Annotated in this window: 21 protein-coding genes and 1 pseudogene; 10 read left to right on the top strand and 12 right to left on the bottom strand. The window is 43.7% G+C overall.

Going from position 1 to position 19,973, the window contains the following annotated elements:
• Positions 1–35: 35 nt before the first annotated feature.
• The 6 genes from DET59_RS05820 to DET59_RS05800 form a co-directional block, all read right to left on the bottom strand.
• Complete coding sequence (locus DET59_RS05820) at positions 36–1,115, bottom strand: nitric oxide synthase oxygenase (protein WP_113968662.1); 1,080 nt, start codon at positions 1,113–1,115, stop codon at positions 36–38.
• 102 nt (positions 1,116–1,217) lie between these two features.
• Complete coding sequence (locus tag DET59_RS05815; protein WP_181778063.1) at positions 1,218–1,733, bottom strand: GNAT family N-acetyltransferase; 516 nt, start codon at positions 1,731–1,733, stop codon at positions 1,218–1,220.
• 88 nt (positions 1,734–1,821) lie between these two features.
• Positions 1,822–2,802, bottom strand: coding sequence for an NAD(P)/FAD-dependent oxidoreductase (locus DET59_RS05810; protein ID WP_113968660.1), 981 nt, complete (start codon positions 2,800–2,802; stop codon positions 1,822–1,824).
• A gap of 88 nt (positions 2,803–2,890) precedes the next feature.
• A complete protein-coding gene (abc-f, locus tag DET59_RS05805) occupies positions 2,891–4,768 on the bottom strand; it encodes a ribosomal protection-like ABC-F family protein (protein WP_113968659.1) in 1,878 nt (625 codons plus the stop codon).
• Between the two features lie 224 nt (positions 4,769–4,992).
• The gene (locus tag DET59_RS22235) at positions 4,993–5,106 is read right to left on the bottom strand and encodes an RAxF-45 family protein (RefSeq protein ID WP_098351140.1); all 114 of its coding nucleotides are present in this window, start codon (positions 5,104–5,106) and stop codon (positions 4,993–4,995) included.
• A gap of 79 nt (positions 5,107–5,185) precedes the next feature.
• Entirely contained in the window at positions 5,186–6,823 is a 1,638-nt protein-coding gene (locus DET59_RS05800; protein ID WP_113968658.1) for a DUF2339 domain-containing protein, read from the bottom strand.
• A 9-nt stretch (positions 6,824–6,832) separates the two neighbouring features.
• Here DET59_RS05800 and DET59_RS22345 point away from each other — a divergent pair.
• Positions 6,833–6,982, top strand: a pseudogene (locus DET59_RS22345) (DDE-type integrase/transposase/recombinase); the annotation flags it as partial.
• Between the two features lie 1,112 nt (positions 6,983–8,094).
• On the opposite strand, the gene DET59_RS05785 reads toward DET59_RS22345, so the two are convergent.
• Positions 8,095–8,943: a YitT family protein gene (locus DET59_RS05785; protein ID WP_113968656.1), complete on the bottom strand. Its 849-nt coding sequence runs from the start codon at positions 8,941–8,943 to the stop codon at positions 8,095–8,097.
• 262 nt (positions 8,944–9,205) lie between these two features.
• On the bottom strand, positions 9,206–9,703 hold the full coding sequence (gene queF, locus DET59_RS05780) for a preQ(1) synthase (protein ID WP_113968655.1): 498 nt from the start codon (positions 9,701–9,703) through the stop codon (positions 9,206–9,208).
• Between the two features lie 341 nt (positions 9,704–10,044).
• Here queF and DET59_RS05775 point away from each other — a divergent pair, with 341 nt between their 5' ends.
• The 3 genes from DET59_RS05775 (at position 10,045) to DET59_RS05765 (ending at position 11,904) form a co-directional block, all read left to right on the top strand.
• Positions 10,045–10,695 (top strand): cobalamin B12-binding domain-containing protein, encoded by a 651-nt coding sequence (locus tag DET59_RS05775; RefSeq protein WP_113968654.1) that lies wholly within the window; start codon positions 10,045–10,047, stop codon positions 10,693–10,695.
• 122 nt (positions 10,696–10,817) lie between these two features.
• Complete coding sequence (locus tag DET59_RS05770; RefSeq protein ID WP_113968653.1) at positions 10,818–11,315, top strand: hypothetical protein; 498 nt, start codon at positions 10,818–10,820, stop codon at positions 11,313–11,315.
• A 28-nt stretch (positions 11,316–11,343) separates the two neighbouring features.
• Positions 11,344–11,904, top strand: a complete 561-nt coding sequence (locus tag DET59_RS05765) for a beta-class carbonic anhydrase (protein WP_113968652.1) — start codon at positions 11,344–11,346, stop codon at positions 11,902–11,904.
• A 152-nt stretch (positions 11,905–12,056) separates the two neighbouring features.
• Here DET59_RS05765 and DET59_RS05760 read toward each other — a convergent pair whose 3' ends face one another.
• Positions 12,057–12,779: a 5-formyltetrahydrofolate cyclo-ligase gene (locus DET59_RS05760; protein ID WP_113968651.1), complete on the bottom strand. Its 723-nt coding sequence runs from the start codon at positions 12,777–12,779 to the stop codon at positions 12,057–12,059.
• A gap of 99 nt (positions 12,780–12,878) precedes the next feature.
• On the opposite strand from DET59_RS05760, the gene DET59_RS05755 reads away from it, so the two are divergent.
• Complete coding sequence (locus DET59_RS05755) at positions 12,879–13,331, top strand: DUF2269 family protein (RefSeq protein ID WP_113968650.1); 453 nt, start codon at positions 12,879–12,881, stop codon at positions 13,329–13,331.
• A 147-nt stretch (positions 13,332–13,478) separates the two neighbouring features.
• On the opposite strand, the gene DET59_RS21860 is transcribed toward DET59_RS05755, so the two are convergent.
• On the bottom strand, positions 13,479–13,781 hold the full coding sequence (locus DET59_RS21860) for a phospholipase (RefSeq protein WP_309472433.1): 303 nt from the start codon (positions 13,779–13,781) through the stop codon (positions 13,479–13,481).
• Positions 13,782–13,951: 170 nt separating this feature from the next.
• Here DET59_RS21860 and DET59_RS05745 point away from each other — a divergent pair, with 170 nt between their 5' ends.
• The 3 genes from DET59_RS05745 (at position 13,952) to aldA (ending at position 17,399) form a co-directional block, all read left to right on the top strand.
• Positions 13,952–14,455: a peroxiredoxin family protein gene (locus DET59_RS05745; protein WP_113968648.1), complete on the top strand. Its 504-nt coding sequence runs from the start codon at positions 13,952–13,954 to the stop codon at positions 14,453–14,455.
• Between the two features lie 200 nt (positions 14,456–14,655).
• Positions 14,656–15,678 carry an NADP-dependent oxidoreductase gene (locus DET59_RS05740; RefSeq protein WP_113968647.1) on the top strand — a complete coding sequence of 341 codons (1,023 nt, stop codon included), beginning with the start codon at positions 14,656–14,658 and terminating at the stop codon, positions 15,676–15,678.
• Between the two features lie 272 nt (positions 15,679–15,950).
• Positions 15,951–17,399: an aldehyde dehydrogenase gene (gene aldA / locus DET59_RS05735; RefSeq protein WP_113968646.1), complete on the top strand. Its 1,449-nt coding sequence runs from the start codon at positions 15,951–15,953 to the stop codon at positions 17,397–17,399.
• A 238-nt stretch (positions 17,400–17,637) separates the two neighbouring features.
• Here aldA and DET59_RS05730 read toward each other — a convergent pair whose 3' ends face one another.
• On the bottom strand, positions 17,638–17,871 hold the full coding sequence (locus tag DET59_RS05730; RefSeq protein ID WP_113968645.1) for a hypothetical protein: 234 nt from the start codon (positions 17,869–17,871) through the stop codon (positions 17,638–17,640).
• 162 nt (positions 17,872–18,033) lie between these two features.
• On the bottom strand, positions 18,034–18,450 hold the full coding sequence (locus DET59_RS05725; RefSeq protein ID WP_113968644.1) for a GNAT family N-acetyltransferase: 417 nt from the start codon (positions 18,448–18,450) through the stop codon (positions 18,034–18,036).
• Between the two features lie 135 nt (positions 18,451–18,585).
• On the opposite strand from DET59_RS05725, the gene DET59_RS05720 reads away from it, so the two are divergent.
• Together DET59_RS05720 and DET59_RS05715 are read left to right on the top strand one after the other, a co-directional pair.
• Positions 18,586–19,386, top strand: coding sequence for a VLRF1 family aeRF1-type release factor (locus DET59_RS05720; RefSeq protein ID WP_113968643.1), 801 nt, complete (start codon positions 18,586–18,588; stop codon positions 19,384–19,386).
• A 264-nt stretch (positions 19,387–19,650) separates the two neighbouring features.
• The gene (locus DET59_RS05715; RefSeq protein WP_113968642.1) at positions 19,651–19,938 is read left to right on the top strand and encodes a hypothetical protein; all 288 of its coding nucleotides are present in this window, start codon (positions 19,651–19,653) and stop codon (positions 19,936–19,938) included.
• Positions 19,939–19,973 lie beyond the last annotated feature (35 nt).

The following is a 19,973-nucleotide window of genomic DNA, read 5'->3' as shown; positions in this document are numbered from 1 at the left end:
AGCTGCTTTCTGTACGAAACAGAAAACAGCTCCCCTTAATAAGGTCTATCCTGGTAGAAATAATTAGTGGTATTCCACGTATTGTCGTATTCTTTATGAAATATATGAGTCGTTGCCGGTGATACAGGTGGTATCAACCATGTCCAGTCCCCGGTCACATCACGGTCAGCACTCTTCTCGTTCTCTTCAAACAAGCGGAACTGCTGGGCAGCCGTATGATGATCGACGATGCTGACCCCATCTTCTTTAAAGGAATGGAGTACGGCGATATTCAACTCGATCAGCGCTTTATCTTTCCACAACGTTGCCGCTCTCGACATATCCAACCCCATGCAGCTCGCTACTTTCGGCAGAAGATTATAGCGGTTCTCATCCGCAAGATTTCGTGCGCCGATTTCCGTTTCCATATACCAGCCGTTAAACGGAGCTGCTTTATATGAGATGCCCCCGATTTTCAATTCCATATCAGAAATGATCGGGACTCCATACCACTTCAACCCGAGATCCTGAAACCAGTCAAATTCCGGATGACGGAGAGGGACCTCCAACCTGAGTCGAGCTTCAATCTCTTTCCACTGTGGAGGTCCGTCCCCGATTTGCACGACGAAAGGCAGGACATCAAAGTGAGTCCCCTGCCCGTTCCAGCCGAGTCCTTCGCATTTCTTGGTAAACTCAACGGAATGTGGATCCCCTGTATATTGTCCATCCTCCACATAGCCGGCATATCTGATCAATTGATGATTCCATAATCGAATGTCCGGTTGATGTGGCTGAGAGGGTCTGAAGATGGTAATCGTCGGACGGATTCTTCCATTATTGGAAGCATAGTCAAGGTGGCGCTCTAACGCTCTGAACACCTCGTCCTCCGTCGACGCTTCCCGTTCGTCAAACACGTTCAGTGAATTCCAGAACAACCGGCCGATACAGCGATTGCTGTTTCTCCACGCCATCTTGGCTCCGTGCACTAGCTCTTCTGTCGTATGAGTATAGGTTCCTTCTGTTCTTAGTTCATCTTCTATTTGTTGTAAGCGAAGCACCATGTCTGATTCGCTTTTATTTAATTCCTGATAACATTGCTCAATGAAGGCCCTCGCCTCATCCCAAATCGGTGTCAATATAATCGCTTCCCTGCTTTCTTATTCAGCGCATACTGTACCTTCAAGTATACCATTTATCCCATCCTCTTTTCCTTGGTACATTTGAACAAGGATTGAATCTTAAAGAGTCAGTGCTTTCTCATAACAGCGATATTCCTGATGCCCCTCTGGTTTAGAAGTGAAATAGACCGAACCCCGGTACTCATAGCCCATTTTTTCATAAAGGTAGTTGGCCCCTGTGTTTCTTGAATACGCATCTAACCGGATGCTTCCGAATCCACTATCACGAGCGAGCTCTTCACACTTTTCCATGAATATTTTCCCCCATCCATTTCCCTGCTGAAGGGGATCAAGAAACAACGCATGAATCACCCACTCGTTCTCGTGCTTCCAAGGAATCTCGGACCATTCGGGGGATTGCCATTCATTCAGGGTGGCGGATCCTGCTATTTTTTCATCTATCATGAGTACGTACAGATTTCCATTGGTCATTTCTTCTTCAAAATACTCACGGCTTGGGTAGACTTCATTCCATTGAAGCAATCCCTTTTCATCCAGATCTTTTTTACATCTCAGGTAAACGTCCATAATGGTGTCCAGATGGTCAGGGTTCGGTTTTTTTAGTTGTATGTTCATTTCATTTCCTCTACTTATCATTGAATTTATGTACTCTACTAGTGTTTCTTGATGATAGGGTGCTTATTCTGAATCCCCACGATCAACCTTACACGATTGATGATCCCTTCAGCTTTTCTGCCACTCTTTCCCCGGCTGAAATCCCGGATAAATAAGCACTTTCAAACCGTGTTCTTCCTGCTTCATCCTTTTCTCTGAGAAAAACATCTCCACAAACCATAACCCGCTGATTACGTCCAAGTTCCACATAAGGAGAGCGAACGACTTCTTCGGCCTCAGCGTATTTCCAGCGTTTCAATTGAGCATCGACAATTTGATTACCTTCTCCAAGATAAAGTTCTGCAACCTTCTGAATTTCAGCCAAAATGGTGTCGTCCTCAAGGTCAAAGCGTTTCTTCGACCAGTCTCCCGTCATATACACACTCACCGTTACGGTAGAAGAAATTCCTTTCTTGTGATGATCCACCACGCGTTCTACTCCCGGGGGCAGCTGTTCGTCCTTATGTCCCGGAGCAGGTACGATGCTATCCTTATCAAAGGTGAACATACCTACGAAGCATGGAGCGAAGGTGATATGCTTTAGCTCCGTGCCCTCGATTTCAGGTAGCAGTGTATGGGCTTGAGGTACAGGGGCCGTTACGATGATCTGTTTTCCCAGGATTTTTTCTCCATTGTCCAGCTCCACTTCCAGAGGTCCGTCCCTCCCATCACGGATGGAGGAGACTTTCGTATTAAGCTCTATAGGAAGTGCTTCGGCCAAGTTTTTGGCCAGGGCGTTCATTCCATTGACGGAGGTGTAGCGCGGGTAGGGGTTGCCGAACCATCTTTTGATCCAGCCAGCCTGCAGCCATTTCTCAACGTCTGTTTGAAGTTCTGGGGAACGCACCGTGAAGAATTGAGCGCCGTGATCCGCTTTTCCGTTTTGAATCCGTCTCGTGGCGAGTCTCCCTCCGACACTTCTACTCTTTTCAATGATGATGATATCTGTTATTCCTTTATCCATTAACGTTTTGGCCGCCATGATCCCTGACAGGCCGCCACCGATGATGATCACTTCTTTTTTAGACATTCATTTTCATCCTCTCTTCTTTTCCATTATACAAAGGTTATTGGAAATTATGGAAGGGAGATGACTTCAACGTCATCTCCCTTCTACACTAACCCATTAATTCTTCCAACTCCTGATACATTTTGTCCCGATCCTGCTCTTTCTGTTCTTTTTCCTTATACAGTTCCTGAAGGATGTCCAAGTCTTTTTGTGAAAGAAGCATCTCTTCAATGGAAAAAATCTCTTCTTCAACCCGTTCCAGCTCAGCTTCCACCTCTTCCATCTTCCGCGACGGTTTTATCGGGGCCACTTTAGGGGGCGCTTCTTTTTTCACGGGTGCTTCAGGCACTTCCTGTGGAATCAGTTCAGGGAGCTTTTCCTTTGCCCAGCTATAAGGGCCATCAAAGAAATAAAGTTTTCCCTTATGAATCCAGTACGTTTTTTTAAATAACTTATTTAAAAAGTACCGGTCATGAGAGACAGCCAGAATCGTGCCTTTAAAGTCTTCCAGGGCGTCCTCCAACACCTCCCGTGAATCAATATCCAGATGGTTCGTCGGCTCATCCAGGACAAGGAAGTTAATGTCCTGATGCATCAATTGGGCAAGGCGGAGTCTCATCTTTTCCCCACCGCTCAGCTGACCGACTTTCCTGAACACATTCGGTCCGTAAAATAAAAACCTGGCGAGAATATGCCGGGCATCCCCCTCTGTCACGGGAACCTCTTCCCGGAACGCATCAATCAAACGAACACTCGGATCCGCCACCGTAAACTGCTGAGAGAGGTATCCTAACTTCACATTGCTTCCGATTTTCACCACACCTGCATCGGCGGTCTCTTCTCCCAGCAGCATTCTGATAATCGTTGATTTACCGGTTCCATTCTGTCCGACAATCGCCGTACGATCCTTGAAATGGACGAGGAGATCGGCGCCACTGAACAAGCATTTGTCTCCATAAGCCTTTGAAGCATCCTCCATGGAAAACACGATTTTCCCGCTTCGATCACTTCCTTCAAACTCCAATCCCATCTTCTTACGGTCCAGAATCGGGCGCTTGACCTTCTCCATCCGTTCTAACGCCCTCTCCATGTTACGTGCCCGTTTATGCAAAGCTTCATTAGGAGGATTGGCCTGATTCGCCCATTCTTTCAATCGTTTGATGGCTTCCTTCATTTTCTTGATTTTCTTCTGCTGCTCCTGATAGGCTTGAAATTCAATCATCAGACGTTCTTCCTTTTCCCTCACAAAACCGGAGTAGTTCGTGTGATAAATCGTTAATTCCCCATCCTCTAAGTCATACACCTTGGTAATCACGTGATCGAGAAAATAGCGATCATGGGAGATACAGACGACGGTTCCTTCATACTCCTTCAAAAATTCCTCCAGCCACTCAACGGCTCCGATATCCAAGTGGTTCGTTGGTTCATCAAGGAGCAGAAGGTCAGGTTTTTGCAATAGGATCAAGCCTAAACCAAGCTTGGTTTGTTCCCCACCGCTGCAGTCATTGAATTCCTTATCCACCAGTTCACTGATGTCCAATCCATTGACGATTTTTGAAATGTTGGATTCCATTTCATATCCCCCGGCAAGGGTGAATCCGTCCTGGATTTTACCGTATTCCTCTAATAAACGGTTGAGAGTGTCAGCACCCTGCTCCATCCCCATTTGAAATTCCAACTCTTTTAGGCGCTCACCGGTCTTGATCAAATGGGAAAACGCAGAGCGCAATACGTCGAGTCCTTTCGTCCCTTCCGGATAGTCAGGGATTTGCGCAAGATAGCCTACCTTGGCTCCCTTTTTTAAATGAACGAGACCTTTATCAGGGGATTCGGCTCCTGATAATAATTTAAAAATCGTCGTCTTCCCCGTCCCATTTCTGCCAACGAGACCGATTCTTGCCCTTTCCGGTATTTCAAAGGATAAGTCCTCAAATATTAAATGTCCTCCAAACATCTTGCTTAATTCCTGTGCACTGCATAATATCATTTTCCTCTTCCTTTCGGTCATCTATTTTTAGGTAAGAGGTATTCATCACAAAAAAGCCATGAGGAAGCAGACGGCTCACCCATGGCTGACATGAAATGCGATTGTACCGCATTTCCCCTTTTATAAAAGAAGGCATAAAAAAAGAGAGCGAAAACGCCCCCTTTTTCCGATTCTTTATAGAAAAGTGATTGGAATTGAGACCTCTTACCGTTCAGTATTCATATTCACTTGCTGAAAAAGGGCATACGTGTCCCCTTGAACGCAAATGCATGAAAAATTGCACGGCAAATGTAAATATAGTCTAAATACTTCCCACGCAATCCTACAGAACGATTCATCTCAATTCCACCTCCTTCTCCATTACACGTTAGTTAATATCATCATTATATAATTATTCTGAAAGCTTTTGCAATGTGTTTATTTCTTTTTATATAAAATTCTTGATAACACAAGACCGATCACTCCGATTGGAATCAGAATCATGGCACGGATCGTGAAATCCAGGAACACCAGATCTGCCAGGAAGAATTTCACCAATGCCAGGGCTAAAAAACTGATCCCCACCCAGCGGTAAAAGGCGTCCTTCCTGCTTTCACCGAAAATGAGGTAAGCAATGGACAGGGTCGCAATCGCTACGGTGAAGGCGGTTGTCCGTGGGGTATAATCCCAACCGATTACAATGAAATCGGTCAAACGTAACACGAAGAACATCACAAGCCCTGTCAACACGACTTTAATCGCCGTTTTCGACACGTTTAAGAAAGTGGCCTCATTTGTATTGTAATGGGAGAACAGATACACATACCCAAAAGCGATCACAAAAATCGGCAGTTCAATCGTGAAGAAATCATCTGATGCACCCACCAGCACTGCGAGGATTGAATACAACATCAAAAGGATGGAAGCAGCCAAACCAAGATAGCTTTCCCTTCTTCCCGCAAGCCATAAAAGGGCCGTAGCCTGAATGCCGACTAAGACAAAGCGCCAATCGTATTCGAACAGTTCAAATAAGAAGAGGAGCACATGCAGGAAACCCAAGACGAGCAGAACATCCTTAGTTTGTTTCTTTTCCTTCGGTTCAATGAATGATACGCCGATATACACCGCAGCGAAAGTCACATAGTAAAAGAGCGGGATCACTGCGTAAATATCATTCAATAATCCAAGAAGGATGAATGAGCCTGACACTAGAGCAGGAATCATTTCGGCATTCGCGCGCTCATCGCGGCCCAGCACGATCAACAGTAAAATATAGGCGTGCTGAATCGCGAATGGGATCAGAACGGTCAGCGTCATCGCCCCTACTCCAAAGGCAGCAAAGAAAAACAGTGAGAAATATAGTAAATAATAATGAATATTCCAGGCAATCCGGTATCGTTTCACCGTACTGAACGTCATTAACACAAAGAACAACACTAACTCATATCCGTAAAACAACCACTCATTCCGTTCGTCCCCTGCGAAAATAAACGGAAACAGATACGCCCCTGCCCCGATCAAGCACAGAACAACTTCAGAACGGTGCTTATGAGAAGTCCACAATCCGACAGAAATAATGACCATTAATAGTAGATTGGTGGTGAGTCCACCTATATATCCATACAAAATGTTTGCTGAGAATAACGTAATGATCGCAAGGACGATGCTTCCCGATAGCAGCGTGATGGATAATTTCCTCTGATCCCGGCTATACCGTTCTCCTAAGAAATACATTACGATACTGATGACAGCCCCCGTTAACACCCTTAAACCAGGCGTTACCCAGCCATTTTGAGAAGCAGCCATAAAGCCCCAGATACTTCCTATCAGAAGAACAAATAGAAACACTTTCGGAAGCCAGCGTTCTACAGAAAAATCGAATGGTTCTTTTTCGATGAATGGCTCATCTTTTTCAGCAGGGAACGGCTTTTCAGGTTCCGCATACACTTCTGCTTTTTGAATAACAGGCGCTTCACTTTCGCTCTTCGCTTGGATCAACTGCCTTTTCACCAGGTATAACTCTTTTTCCAGAGTGCTGATTTTCCGTTCCAGGCGTTCAAACTCTTCTTTCTCCATATTTCCACCCCCTACTTTAACTTCCTGCGCCCGCACGCAACTCTGGAGGGAAGGGTTCCTGTAGTGAATCCGGACCTTGAGAAACTGCCGACTATGCCTGCCAGGTGGACGAAGTTGATTAGCCTGGCTCAGGACTGGATCATCGACCAAACCGCCTAACTTTTGTTTAGCTGAGCCCTTAACCAGCAATCGGCGGAGCGAACTCTTGACAAACCGAACTGGCCAATGGTTTAAAATGGCTGAACCAAGGGCTTATTTGGCATGCCTTCTTTTGTCCCCTTCGCCCTTGATGAACACCTCACAAACCATTGGCGTGTTTGTCAAGAGCGATTGCGGCGACCAAGAACCTTACTTTTGGGTTAAAGATAGTGCCCTTTACAACTTTTCATAAGTTTTTTGACACTACCCTTCTATTTATACAGGAAAAGGGTAATATTTTCCTTTATTTTACGGAAAGTAGAACGATATTTTTTGACAAGGCTCCATTTGTAAACATTGTTGCTATTTATATAGAGAAAGTACAGCCCGTGGGCATCCACGCCGATCTTTTGGGTCTCTCCCACTGATTATGCGCAGATTTCAAAAAAAGTAAATTTACCTATTGAATGAATCGTACTGTAAAAACATGGACCGTTCCTTTCCGCTCCAGGCACAAGATTCCCCGGGGAGGAAGTCGAGCCTCCTCGGGCTTTGCCCTGCGGGGTCTCGACTTTTCCTCTATCTCCCGCAGGAGTCAAGTGCCTTCCGCTACAATCCACTCTCTGCCACTAAATTCTGACAGCTATAAATATGGATATACAAACGAAAAAATACTCCTATTGTAGATAAGTTGAGCTTTCATTCCCAAAACGGACTATCTACAAAGGAGTAAAAGAAAATTTAATGTTAACTCAGATCGGTGGATCATCTAACTATCTATCAAATGAAACAAACAATGCTACCGTGGATAAGGACAACTTTTAAAGAGAGCAGTAGTCCGTTTTCTCCAGATAGTTTTTGTCACTATTAAGCTCTGTAACGAAATTCCCTTATAGATGGTGAGGGGAACTGCGTAGACTCCTGCGGAAGTACGGTCGTACCGAGACACCGTTCGGCTAAGCTGAGGAGGCTCGGCCGAACGCTAGCTGCAAGCGAAGCAGTTCCCCTCTCCATCTGAGCATACACTGATTGACAGAGCCAATGCAGTTCCTATGTAACTAAAAAACAATCTTTGCAAAAAGAGCTTTTGACAAAGAAAAAGCTCCACCTTATTGAAAGGTGAAGCTTTGTTTCTATGCCAATCGTTTGAAGTTTTGACCGAGTATTTCATTCATCGTATGGACCGTGATGAAGGCGCGATTATCAACCTGGGTGATGAATCCTTTCAGCTTGGTAAAGTCCTTTCGACCAAGGATGGTCGTGATGACTTCCTTTTCATCGGACGTGAACGCTCCCGTTGCCGTATGAATCGTCGCTCCTTTTCCCAATTCATGAACGATATAAGACTTGATTTCATCGCTGTATCGGCTGATGATCACAATCTCTTTATTTGAATTGAATTGCTGCAATGCATAATCGATGACCAGTCCGTTCAGGATGACACCGAAGAAGGCATACATTCCGACTTGCGGTCCGAATAGTACGGCTGAGGACGTAGCGATTGATAAATCTGCCAGTAAAACACCTCTGCCTACATCTATATTGAAATATTTATTAAAGATCAGGGCCACGATGTCCGTTCCACCCGTTGATGCCTGCTGGTTGAACACAATCGCCATACCGATTGCGGCAATGCACTGACCAATGATCAGTTGAATCAAGATATCTTCACTTAGTGGTGCACTCATGGGAGCAACTGTCTCTAATAACCAAACATAGAATGAAAGGGCGAAACTCGCGTAAATCGTTTTCGCACCGAAATTAAAACCGAGAAAAATCACACCGACGATAAATAACACGATATTGATTATGATCATGAACAGTCCAAGGGATAACCCTGGAAACAGATCGTTCATGATGATTGACAATCCACTTACTCCCCCTGTCGCTAAATTATTAGGCGATAAGAAAAAATGGACATTCACTGAAACAAGAAATGCTCCAAGATTCATCATTAAGAAGGAAAATATTCTTTGTCGCATCACCGCAACCTCCTTTTTCTTTAAAATTTTTTTTGGGTTTTCCGTAAATAGTTGAACAACGGGATTATAAAGCCCATCAAGACCCTTTGTAAAGGGAATCCGGTCAAAAAAATAAGGTTTAATAATTGTGAAAATTGGAAGGGTTTTCAGATGTGATGAGGATGGGGTTTGGGTTTAGGGGTTAACCATTAGGGTATAGTAGGAATTTTAGCTTCCACCGCAAAAAAAAGAACGATCCCATTAAAGAATCGTCCTTCCCATCTTATCGATTATCAATTTTCTCCGGATACAAATCATGGTTCATCAAGCGGTGGTCTGCCATTGTTTCGTATTTCGTACCTGGCTTTCCGTAGTTACAGTATGGATCAATGCTGATTCCGCCGCGTGGGGTGAACTTCCCCCACACTTCGATGTAGCGTGGATCCATCAATTCGATGAGGTCATTCATGATGATGTTCATGCAGTCTTCATGGAAATCCCCATGATTTCTGAAGCTGAATAAGTAAAGCTTGAGTGATTTACTTTCCACCATCTTTTCACCTGGTATATAGCTGATGTAGATGGCAGCGAAGTCCGGTTGACCTGTTTTCGGACAGAGACTTGTGAATTCAGGACAGTTGAACTTCACAAAATAATCCCGGTTCGGATGCTTATTGTCGAATGCTTCCAAAATGTGTGGAGCATACTCGAATAAGTAATTTGTTCCTTGATTTCCTAATAATGATAGATCTGTTAAATCTTCGTCTTTTCTTCCTGACATGTGAAAATCCTCCCCTTCAGAGTGCCTCGAATGAAGGAGGACATAGCATTAGCCTAAGAATCGGAGTAACAGGCAGTAAAATTGCAAAAATTGTCTTATCCTGTTACGCTTTAAGGATAACATGTTTTAGAAAACCTCATGTTAGATTCATAGAACCATAGTTTTTTATAGAGGGTTAATGCTATGAACCTCTCTCAGGTACTTGAGTTTAGTGTTACAGAGGTTATATTAAATAAGAACATTGGGAAAGTCAATCCAATTATAGATTGAAATTTGTAGCAGGAATTTCAATTCTATCTATTGAATATAGTTATTGGTATTTTTGCTAGGAGTGATCATAAATGAATCAGCTGGTCCAGGCTTTCACCAAGTCTATTCTCGCGGGAGACGTGCATTCATTAATGGAATTACATTCGTCTTCTATTCACTCAAAAATAGATAATTTTACTTTTTATGAGAAAATTATCAAACCATCTATGTATAGGATCGGTGATCTTTGGGAGAAAAATCAAATTACCGTTGCAGATGAGCATTTAGCTACTGCAACCCTTAAATATTTACTTGCTACCGTATTTACCCATCAAGAAGCTTTGGAAAACCACCCTAAAGCTCTTTTATTTTGTATAGAAGGTGAACATCACAGTTTAGGGCTGGAACTTGCGAACGAAGTATTCAAAGAAAAGCAATGGAATACTCGTTACTTGGGAGCCAACGTCCCTGTCAAAGATGTATTAACCTTTATTAGTGCCTGGAGACCCCATGCCATTGGAATATCCATCGGGATGACAACGGAACTGACTCGATTGAAAGAGTGCGTCGAAGAGATCAGAGAGCATCATCAAGAGATTGAAATTCTGGTCGGGGGCCGGTTGATTTCAAACTACACCCTGGATTTTCTGGAAAAATCACAGGTAGAAAGCTTTAATGACTTGTTAGAACTCGATGCGTACCTGACGGATATGTCCGGACAGCTCCTTTCCCAGAAAGGCTGACTCCTTCATTTCATCCAGCCAAACTTAAAAAGGTTCAACTGAATGTTATCCCACATGAAACTTTTCTCAGTAGAGAGGAACGGGGCAATGACGTCCATTTACTTTCCCAAAGGAGTGATCATGTGGAAAATCTGCATTTATGCCCGATTCCTTATCTACTATTGGATAGGCAATTTAATTTAATTGATGCTTCTAATTCGGGTTATGACTTTTTAAAGCCTGGAGAAAACTTCATGTCTATAGTAGAAGACGATAGCTCGCCAAAGTTCGCACGGATTATTCATAAGAATTTATCAGGTGAAATGGAATTGAATTTGAAGAAAAATGATTCATTTGAGCTATTTGATATCTTCTATCAGTTTTCCGATATACAGCAATATTATCATGTTGCCGTCATTTCTAAGGACGCTCAATACAAGAAAGTGTCCGATCAAATGAATGGCTTATTTGATCTTATGGGTAAGTCCACGTATCCACGAAAAGAACCGAATTTGACAGAGGTACTGGCTAAAGTATCTTCTCTTTATTTGAAACTTTCCAATACGTCTGATTGGAATCGACAAGAAATTATGGATAAAATAAAAGAGATAGAAAATCACCTTCAGCTAAATGTGAAGTGATAAAAATTTACTTTATGGGAGAGACGACATGACTTTATTAACGAACATACTTGATTACAACCAACAGTTTGTACAAGAGCAATCGTACGAAGAGTACAGAACAACCAAGTTTCCAGACAAACGATTAGTTATTCTTACTTGTATGGATACCCGTTTAGTAGAGCTTCTGCCTAAATCCATGAACATGAAAAATGGCGACGTGAAAATCGTTAAAAACGCCGGTGCTGTCGTGAGTCATCCATTTGGTAGTATCATGCGCAGCCTCCTCGTTGCGGTCTATGAACTCCAGGCAGATGAAGTACTCGTGATCGGTCACCACGACTGCGGAATGAGCGCCATCAACAGCGATAGTATCCTGGACAAAATGAAAGAACGCGGGGTGGCGGATGAAACACTCGAAACCGTCAACTACTCCGGAATCGACCTCCATGACTGGCTAAAAGGCTTCAGCTCCGTACAGGAAAGCGTCGCCCACAGCGTCGACATGATCAAGAACCATCCGTTGATGGATAAAAAAATCCCTGTTCACGGACTCGTCATCAGTCCTGAAACAGGAAAGCTGGACTTGGTTGTAGAAGGGTACAAATAAAGCCTTGCCCTATTCCGACTACCAGCCCAACCTCCCCCTGAAGGAGTAACTCCTTCAGGGGGTTTTTCACGTCACTTTGAGCGTTTTGAGGGACGGACCTCCAATTTCCACAAAAACCCGTCCCTATAGCCTTCTTGCCAATTGAATTTCAATTAAAGGTCCGTCCCTCCAGAGAAATTCTTCAATTCCTTCAGAATCGGCATCTTTTCCATTTCGTCTTCTGATACGTGGTCCCATTCGATGCCCTGTGGTTTTGGGTATGGGGTGTGGGTTTCGGTGATGCCTGCTTCGGTGATGATCCAGTCGACGGCCAGGTCATAGGAATCTCTTGGGATATCGTCTCCTACAAGCTGCTCACTGTTTATGGTCGTGATGACCGGCACCGGCTCGTTTCCGATTTCACGAAGGATGGCGTATTCACGATCGGCATAGCCCTCTCCTTTTCCGAGTCTTCTCCCATCACGATGAATCGCAACGGAACCGACCACTATCAGGTCAATGGGAGGTATATCCATGAGCGGTACGACTTTTCCATATGTATTCATATGCTTGATGCTCGCCGCCTTTCTCTCTTCTCCCCGGGGCACCCATTCAGGCTTAATCATGACAAATCCATCCTTTAAGCGCGGCGTTGGAATGAGCAGGATTTTCCCGTCCTTCAACACAGTTGCGCGAAGTGGAAGCTGAGGTGCATCCGGATTCACCTTTACGACCTCGGCATCCTTGTAAATATCCATATCCCGAACAAAAGAAGCAGCTGTTTCAGCTCCTTTGAAATTTGGAATCCGGCCCGTTAGAGGAAATGGAAAACCGCCTAATTTTCTCTCTGTCAACCGATTCCATACCTTATGCCTGATTTCATCTTTCTCACTCATACTTTCCTCTCCTCTCTTTTCAAAAAAAACCTGGAAACAGGTACTAATTTACTATACAATGAAATCTGTTCAAAATTTCCTTAAATGGAGGTGAAAAACATGTCAATGTATGGATTATTGGTTCTTGTCCACATCGTTGCTGCAGCAGCTGGACTTGGTGCAAGCTTTGCGATGCCCGTGGTGATGAAGACACCCGAAACGTCACATCAAGCGAAATTCTCTTTAGAGCTTAGCAAAAAGATCGAAACCTTTGCAAAAATCGGCAGTATCGTGTTACTTATCACTGGTCTCATTATGGGTATTATGAACCCCTATTTATTCAAAACTGGTTGGTATATCGCGTCCATCGTGATCTACATAGGTGTCCAGTTCATCGTTGCAGGGATCATGCCGAAAAAAGTAAAGCAGATGGCGGAAATCATCCACAACCACGAAGGTGACGACGTCCCTGAATCTTACGGAAAAATCAACTCAGAATTAAAACCATTCAATATTATTATACATAGTGCTGCCATTATTCTTATCATCTTAATGTCTATCAAACCGTTTTAATCTGAGTCGCCAGCCTGCTTGATGTGGGCTGGTTTTTTTATGGGTGTGTGCCGGGAACCGGGTCTCCATTGAACTCCCCGTTTTATGTTTGACGGTATCCCACTATACTCTTCTCTTTGAATAAAGAGGTTGCCCGGACTCGTCGGTCTAAACCCACGAGCCCCGGCACCGATGCCCCTGACACGTAACCCTCGTCTGCAGTTTCATATATTGATACATAAGAAAAGCATGCCTACCTTTTCGAGAATCGGGGTTGATTTCATTTTTCAGCTTCCTCATAAACATCCGGTCACACTGGCAGCTTGGACCGTATCGCTCATAACATAGGTCATGGGCCTTGCATGCTGCGTCTACTGAATTGATGGGAGAACCGGGTCCGCTGCATCCTGGTCCGCACCATTTGTATTCCGGGAAAATACACAGGTTTGGACCTGTCTTATTTCTTCTCATATTCATCGTCCTTTCTACTCACTCTGCACAATAATACGTTTTGTTTCTCACATAAAGGGAAATACTCTCCATGTAAGCAAAATAAATTACTATACTGTATGTATTTCAATCTGGTCAGGATTGTCCTAATGCCTATCTGACTGGAAAGAAATCAATAGGAGGAATGAATAATGGCAACTTTTCAATTAAATGATACGGTACCAAATTTCACGCTCCCGGCAGTTTCAGGTGAAACGTTCTCATTTGAGGACCATCAAAAAGAACATCAAAGCTGGCATCTCATCGTTTTCTTCAGGGGCTCATGGTGCCCGGTATGTCAAGAAGAACTTAGAGAGCTGCAAGCAAACAAAGAGGATTTTGAAAAACATAATGTTCACATACTTGCGATTTCCAGTGATAAAATGGAGGACTTGCAGGAGTTTGCAAACAAAGAGGATTTAACTTTCCCTGTCTTAGCAGACGAAAAGTTAGAGGCCATCAAAGCCTATGATGTGTTCTATCACGGTGAAGATGCCCCTTATGAGGATCACGGACAACATGGTGAACCGGCTTACTTCCTTGTGAATGAAAAAGGACAAACCATGTACCAGCAAAGACAAACGAGCCCCTTTGGCCGTCCACATGCGAATGAACTAAGAAAAATCGTGAAGTATATCCAAAAAAACGTTAAATAATTTCAGAAGAGGGACGGACCTTGTGTTACTCACCAAGGTCCGTCCCTCTTATTCTCTTATTAATGCAAGCTCATCCCAACTATTCGCCACATTCACCCCACCTTTCTCAAGTGTTATTCTTTGTAGAACCTAAACTCCATGTGATAAGTTTCTAATAATCGGAAGAAATTTTCAGCTTAAAATTACGAGGAGGAATCATGATGTTACCCGATAAGCAGCAACAAATCCAATTAGTCACCCGTCCTGAAGGAATGCCTGTAAAAGAGGATTTCAACTTCAAAGAAATTGAAGTTCCTAAACCATCCAAAGGACAAGTATTAGTCAAAACACTTTATCTTTCCGTGGATCCTTATATGCGGGGCAGAATGTCTGATGCCAAGTCGTATGTAGAACCATTCCAATTGAACGAAGCGTTGGCTGGCGGAGCGGTTGGAGAAGTCGTTGAATCAGAATCTGAACATTTCCAAAAAGGGGATTTCGTAGTAGGAATGCTGCCTTGGCAGGAATATTCCCTTGCCAATGAGAAACAGGTCCGCTCCATCGATCCGAATGTCGCCCCTATCTCTACTCACCTTAGTATACTGGGAATGACTGGATTGACCGCTTATTTCGGACTCCTTGACATCGGTCAACCGAAAGAAGGCGAAACCGTGGTTGTATCCGGTGCTGCAGGTGCAGTCGGCTCTGTTGTCGGACAAATAGCCAAAATCAAAGGAGCCCGTGTCGTCGGGATTGCAGGTTCTGATGAAAAAGTAAGCTATCTGACAGATACGCTTGGATTCGACGAAGGAATCAACTACAAAACAACGGACAACATCTACGCTGCGTTAAAAGAAGCGTGTCCAAACGGCATCGATGTGTATTTCGAAAACGTTGGTGGTGAAATTGGTGACGCTGCCCTTAGTTTACTAAATAAACATGCACGTGTACCAGTGTGCGGAGCGATTTCTTCTTATAACAAAACGGATCGTGATCTGGGACCTCGCGTACAAACCAGATTGATCAAATCAAGCGCACTCATGAAAGGCTTTGTCGTCAACGACTACAATGACCGCTTCAAAGAAGGAGCAACAGAACTTGGCCAATGGCTTTCCCAAGGAAAACTCCAATACGAAGAAACCATCACAGAAGGCTTGGAAAACGTAACCGACGCCTTCCTCGGACTCTTCCAAGGCAAAAACATCGGCAAACAACTCGTTAAAATCGCAGAACCAAGTAAATAACCCTTACTGAGGGACGGACCTCCATTTTTACCCAAATCCTATTAAATCAACACTTTGGTTGAAGGATTGAGTGAAGCGAGGTCCGTCCCTCTATTCATTTTATTTCCAGAAGTGAACCAACACACTCATTTAATCCCTTTTATATCAAGGTCTTAGCTTAATATATGAATGGAACGAGGTCCGTCCCTCGCACATCCCCATGTTTACCTTTCCCCATTGAACGGGAAAAGAGGGAGATATGATGAGAAACAGTTTTATGAGGAGGAGTAATCGTGAAGAAATATCAGATGTATATTAATGGTGAGTTTGTGGATAGTACGTCGAAGGAGACGTTGGATGTGATCAATCCCGCGAATGAGGAGACGATTTCTTCCATTCAGATGGGAACGGAAGAGGATGTCAATCACGCGATTGATGCTGCTCATTCTGCTTTTCTTTCATGGGAGAAGGTCCCTTCCAAGGAGCGAGCCTCCTATTTATATAAAATAGCCGATAAGCTGGGAGAACGGAAAGACCAATTTGTTCAGATGCTGACAGAAGAAAACGGGAAGACATTGGATGCTTCAGAGGGTGAGCTCGATTTTGCCATCGAGTATTTTCGCTACATGGCAGGCTGGGCGTTAAGATATGAAGGTGAAATCCTTGAGAGTGAACGCTCGAACGAAAACATACTTGTATACAAGAAACCGATCGGTGTCGTAGCAGGAATCGTTCCCTGGAACTTCCCTATGTTCATCCTCGCCAGGAAAGTTGCCCCTGCGATTGTGACAGGCTGTACGATCGTGATGAAGCCGAGTCAATACACACCAAATACAGCATGCGAGTTTGCTAAGATCATAGACGAAATCGGGCTGCCAAAAGGGGTCTTTAACCTTGTAACCGGGAAAGGGTCCGATATCGGAAACCCAATGTCCAGTCACCCTAAAGTACGCATGGTGTCCATGACGGGAAGTTACCCGGCTGGTTCAAAAGTGATGGAAGCAGCATCGAAGTCCATTACAAAGGTAAACCTGGAGCTTGGCGGTAAAGCCCCTGCCATCGTCACCAAGCATGCAAATATTGATCTTGCCGTTGAAAAGATCAAAACGTCCAGAATCACCAACTCCGGGCAGGCATGTACGAACGCGGAACGAGTGTATGTCCACGAGGATGTAGCAGAAGAATTCATCAGTAAAATGACCCAAGCGATGAAAAACACGACAGTCGGAGAGCCGACAAACCGGGATAATGACATCGGGCCTCTTGTGAATAAAGAACGCCTCGAGACCGTAACCAAAATGGTCAATACAGCCGTTGAAAACGGAGCAAAAATCCTTACCGGCGGGAAACCGCTCAGTATGGATAAAGGGTTCTACTACGAGCCTACCATTCTTGTAGATGTAAAACAGGATATGGAGATCATCCAGGAAGAGATCTTTGGACCGGTCCTTCCAATTATGACATACAAGGATTTTGATGAAGTCATCGAGCTTGCCAACGATACGGAATATGGTCTTTCTTCCTCGATCTTCAGTGAAAACCTCCATGAAATCATGAGGGCGGCGAATGAACTTCGATACGGAGAAACCTTCGTGAATCGTGAGAACTTTGAAGCCATCAATGGTTTCCACGCTGGTCGCGGTCAATCCGGAATCGGCGGAGCAGATGGAAAACACGGCCTTAACGAATACCTGGAAACTCATGTTGTTTATCTAGAGTACGATGAAAACTATAAAGGATAAGTACCAAAAGAAAAGCCTGCCCGCTTTAATCCCAAAGCGGGCAGGCTTTTTCAATGGAGGGATTTGCCCAACAAAAAAAGTCCTACTAAACAGTCAGGACTTTTTAAATCACAACAATATGATTAGGCAAGGATAAAGAAATTTGCTAATGCGAGTAATAATAGAATAATAGCAACTCCGGAACTCATCCAAAGAATATCGTTAAAATCCATTTTCAAATCGGCTAATTTATCTTTGTTTAGCAACGAACTTCACTCCCTTGAAAATTTTCAATAAATCCGATGACTTTAAAAATCGAAAGGTCCATTTTAGGATCTGTAGATGTTGAACAATGAGAGCACTCGATTTGGTTGACATTCATCGTTGAACGGAATTCATTCTCACAGTGTGTGCACTCCAGAATATGCAGATCCTTTTTCTTACCCTTGCGATCAAATTGAATGCGCTCTCTACCTTGGTTAATATAGCTCACTTTTCTCTCTCCCGTCGTGTGTTATTTAGTACATATTTACCCGATGGAAAGAACATAAAACATGATTTATCTGATTTCTTTAAGAAAATGTCTTCAAAAGCATATTGGAGATTTTATAGAAGAAAAAACTCCAATAAAAAAACAACCAGACCCTGCTGGTTGCTACAATCGTTTCTCCATAAAATACTGACTCTGACCTTTAGGAAAATCTTTAAGGACTCCGAATTCCTTATACCCTAATTTTTTATAAAAATGAGGGGCCTGAAAGCTGAATGTATCTAATATAACGAGATGGCATCCCTTCTCCCTGGCATACGCTTCTATCCGGTTAATCAATTTGGAGCCGTACCCTCCATGCCGATAGTCATCTGCCACCCACAGAAAATCAATATGGAGATGATGCCAGAACATTTCTCCGACCACCCCGCCAACGATTTCATCTTCATCGTTTCTCATAACAAAACTGATTTGCTCCAGGGGCGTCTTTGTCTGCTCATCTACTTGTGACATATTGTATTCAATTAATTTCTTACGTATATAATCACTATCTTCCTGAATCCACTGCTTCTCTATATTCATTGGTTCTCCTCCCTTCCCCTCTCCTATTTTTTCCTATTAAAGTCCTTTCGTCAATTCCCTTTTTTTACAAAATGATGTTTAAGAGGGGGCTCTACCGTTTATATGAAAAGTAAGCATTCTATAAGGAGGAATTACATGTCTTTCAAAAAAACACTGAGCGTACTGGAAAACTTGTACTTACAAAAACCTGATAAATTATTGACTGTATACTTGAATACGGACCGCAGCGACCCCGATCAACAGGGAGGCGAATGGAAAATCGCCCTCAAAAACGGATTCAACCGTCTGGAAGAATACCTTGAAAGTGCTCCCGAGGAAAAAGAAAGGCTTCAATCGATCCGTCCGAAAGTAGAAAACTATGTATATAGTTTAGAACGTGAACTGCCAAGAAGCTTTATCATCTTCGCCTCAGCAGACAGCGGTATTTGGGAAACCTTCGAACTTCAAGTACCCGTTGAAACGAATTTCTATTGGGAGGAGAACCCTCATCTGGATCAATTAAAATCCCTGCACAAAGATTATCCTTACACTGGATTGGTGCTTCTTCAGCAAAATCAAATCAAAATCCTCACCTCTGCCTTTGGAGAGATTCAGTCCAGCGAATTTATGGAGTTCGATTTAGAAACAGATGATTGGCGAAAGCATGAGGGTCCTCACCACGCAGACGTCAGCATGGGAAGCGGCGGCGGAAAAGCCAATCAGCAGGAAGAATTCGAAAATCGCCTCAAGGCCAATCAACAACGCTGGTGGAAAAGCCTCGGCAGCATCCTGGATAAAAAGGCCGCCGATGAAAAATGGGAACGAATCGTCCTCGTCGGGGATAAAGAAGAAGCCGCTGTATTGGAAGATAGCATGAATAAAGAGGTTCACGAAACAATCGGTAAAAACTTGCTGAATGAGAATGAACATAAAGTTATAGAGAAACTGCTGGCATAATAGTAGAGCCCACCTTCCTAGAATGAGAAGGTGGGCTCTATTGGTTAGAGAACAAGTAATGTGAGAGTTGCTTTCCGCCGGGTATTTCGAACTGCCATTTCCGGGATCTCCGTGCCATATTTTCATTACATCTGCCATTACATACATAGACAAAGTCAGCCCAATGCCCTCCTCCACCAATCTTCCCCCTCCCCAAAAACAATTCCCTCAAACAGGCACACGCCCCCCATTCATTCATACACTGAAATAAGGAGGTGTGTGTCCGTGCTTTCACGAATTAAATGGTTGTCCTTTTCAATTGAATTGTTTTTAGCTGTTCCTATCTTTGGCAATATTGCTGGAGATGCAATCCCATTTCTCCTTTGTTTAGTGGCTCTGTGGCATGCGAGCGTGTTGTATATCTCAAAATCAGAAGATCAGCCGATCCTTGGAAGTGTCCTTGGTATCCTTGCTTCCTTCTTAAACTTCTTCCCGGTCATCCGGTTGATTGCACACGCAATCACTGCAATTGTACTTATATTTGAAATTCAGAAGGCTCCCGGGATGGAGTAAACAGGAATTGGCACCAACCAAAAAGGATGGTTCTC

This window comes from Rossellomorea aquimaris (assembly GCF_003315075.1).
GTDB lineage: Bacteria > Bacillota > Bacilli > Bacillales > Bacillaceae_B > Rossellomorea > Rossellomorea aquimaris_C.
Note: the sequence above shows the minus strand (reverse complement) of the source record. Positions and strands in the feature narration are given on the sequence as shown.

Coding starts and splice junctions, on each gene's coding strand:
- DET59_RS05815 (WP_181778063.1), bottom strand. CDS start 1,733: ATGAACATACAACTAAAAAAACCGAACCCTGACCATCTGGACACCATT.
- DET59_RS05810 (WP_113968660.1), bottom strand. CDS start 2,802: ATGTCTAAAAAAGAAGTGATCATCATCGGTGGCGGCCTGTCAGGGATC.
- abc-f (WP_113968659.1), bottom strand. CDS start 4,768: ATGATATTATGCAGTGCACAGGAATTAAGCAAGATGTTTGGAGGACAT.
- DET59_RS22235 (WP_098351140.1), bottom strand. CDS start 5,106: ATGAATCGTTCTGTAGGATTGCGTGGGAAGTATTTAGACTATATTTAC.
- DET59_RS05800 (WP_113968658.1), bottom strand. CDS start 6,823: ATGGAGAAAGAAGAGTTTGAACGCCTGGAACGGAAAATCAGCACTCTG.
- DET59_RS05785 (WP_113968656.1), bottom strand. CDS start 8,943: ATGCGACAAAGAATATTTTCCTTCTTAATGATGAATCTTGGAGCATTT.
- queF (WP_113968655.1), bottom strand. CDS start 9,703: ATGTCAGGAAGAAAAGACGAAGATTTAACAGATCTATCATTATTAGGA.
- DET59_RS05775 (WP_113968654.1), top strand. CDS start 10,045: ATGAATCAGCTGGTCCAGGCTTTCACCAAGTCTATTCTCGCGGGAGAC.
- DET59_RS05765 (WP_113968652.1), top strand. CDS start 11,344: ATGACTTTATTAACGAACATACTTGATTACAACCAACAGTTTGTACAA.
- DET59_RS05760 (WP_113968651.1), bottom strand. CDS start 12,779: ATGAGTGAGAAAGATGAAATCAGGCATAAGGTATGGAATCGGTTGACA.
- DET59_RS05755 (WP_113968650.1), top strand. CDS start 12,879: ATGTCAATGTATGGATTATTGGTTCTTGTCCACATCGTTGCTGCAGCA.
- DET59_RS21860 (WP_309472433.1), bottom strand. CDS start 13,781: ATGAGAAGAAATAAGACAGGTCCAAACCTGTGTATTTTCCCGGAATAC.
- DET59_RS05745 (WP_113968648.1), top strand. CDS start 13,952: ATGGCAACTTTTCAATTAAATGATACGGTACCAAATTTCACGCTCCCG.
- DET59_RS05740 (WP_113968647.1), top strand. CDS start 14,656: ATGTTACCCGATAAGCAGCAACAAATCCAATTAGTCACCCGTCCTGAA.
- DET59_RS05725 (WP_113968644.1), bottom strand. CDS start 18,450: ATGAATATAGAGAAGCAGTGGATTCAGGAAGATAGTGATTATATACGT.
- DET59_RS05720 (WP_113968643.1), top strand. CDS start 18,586: ATGTCTTTCAAAAAAACACTGAGCGTACTGGAAAACTTGTACTTACAA.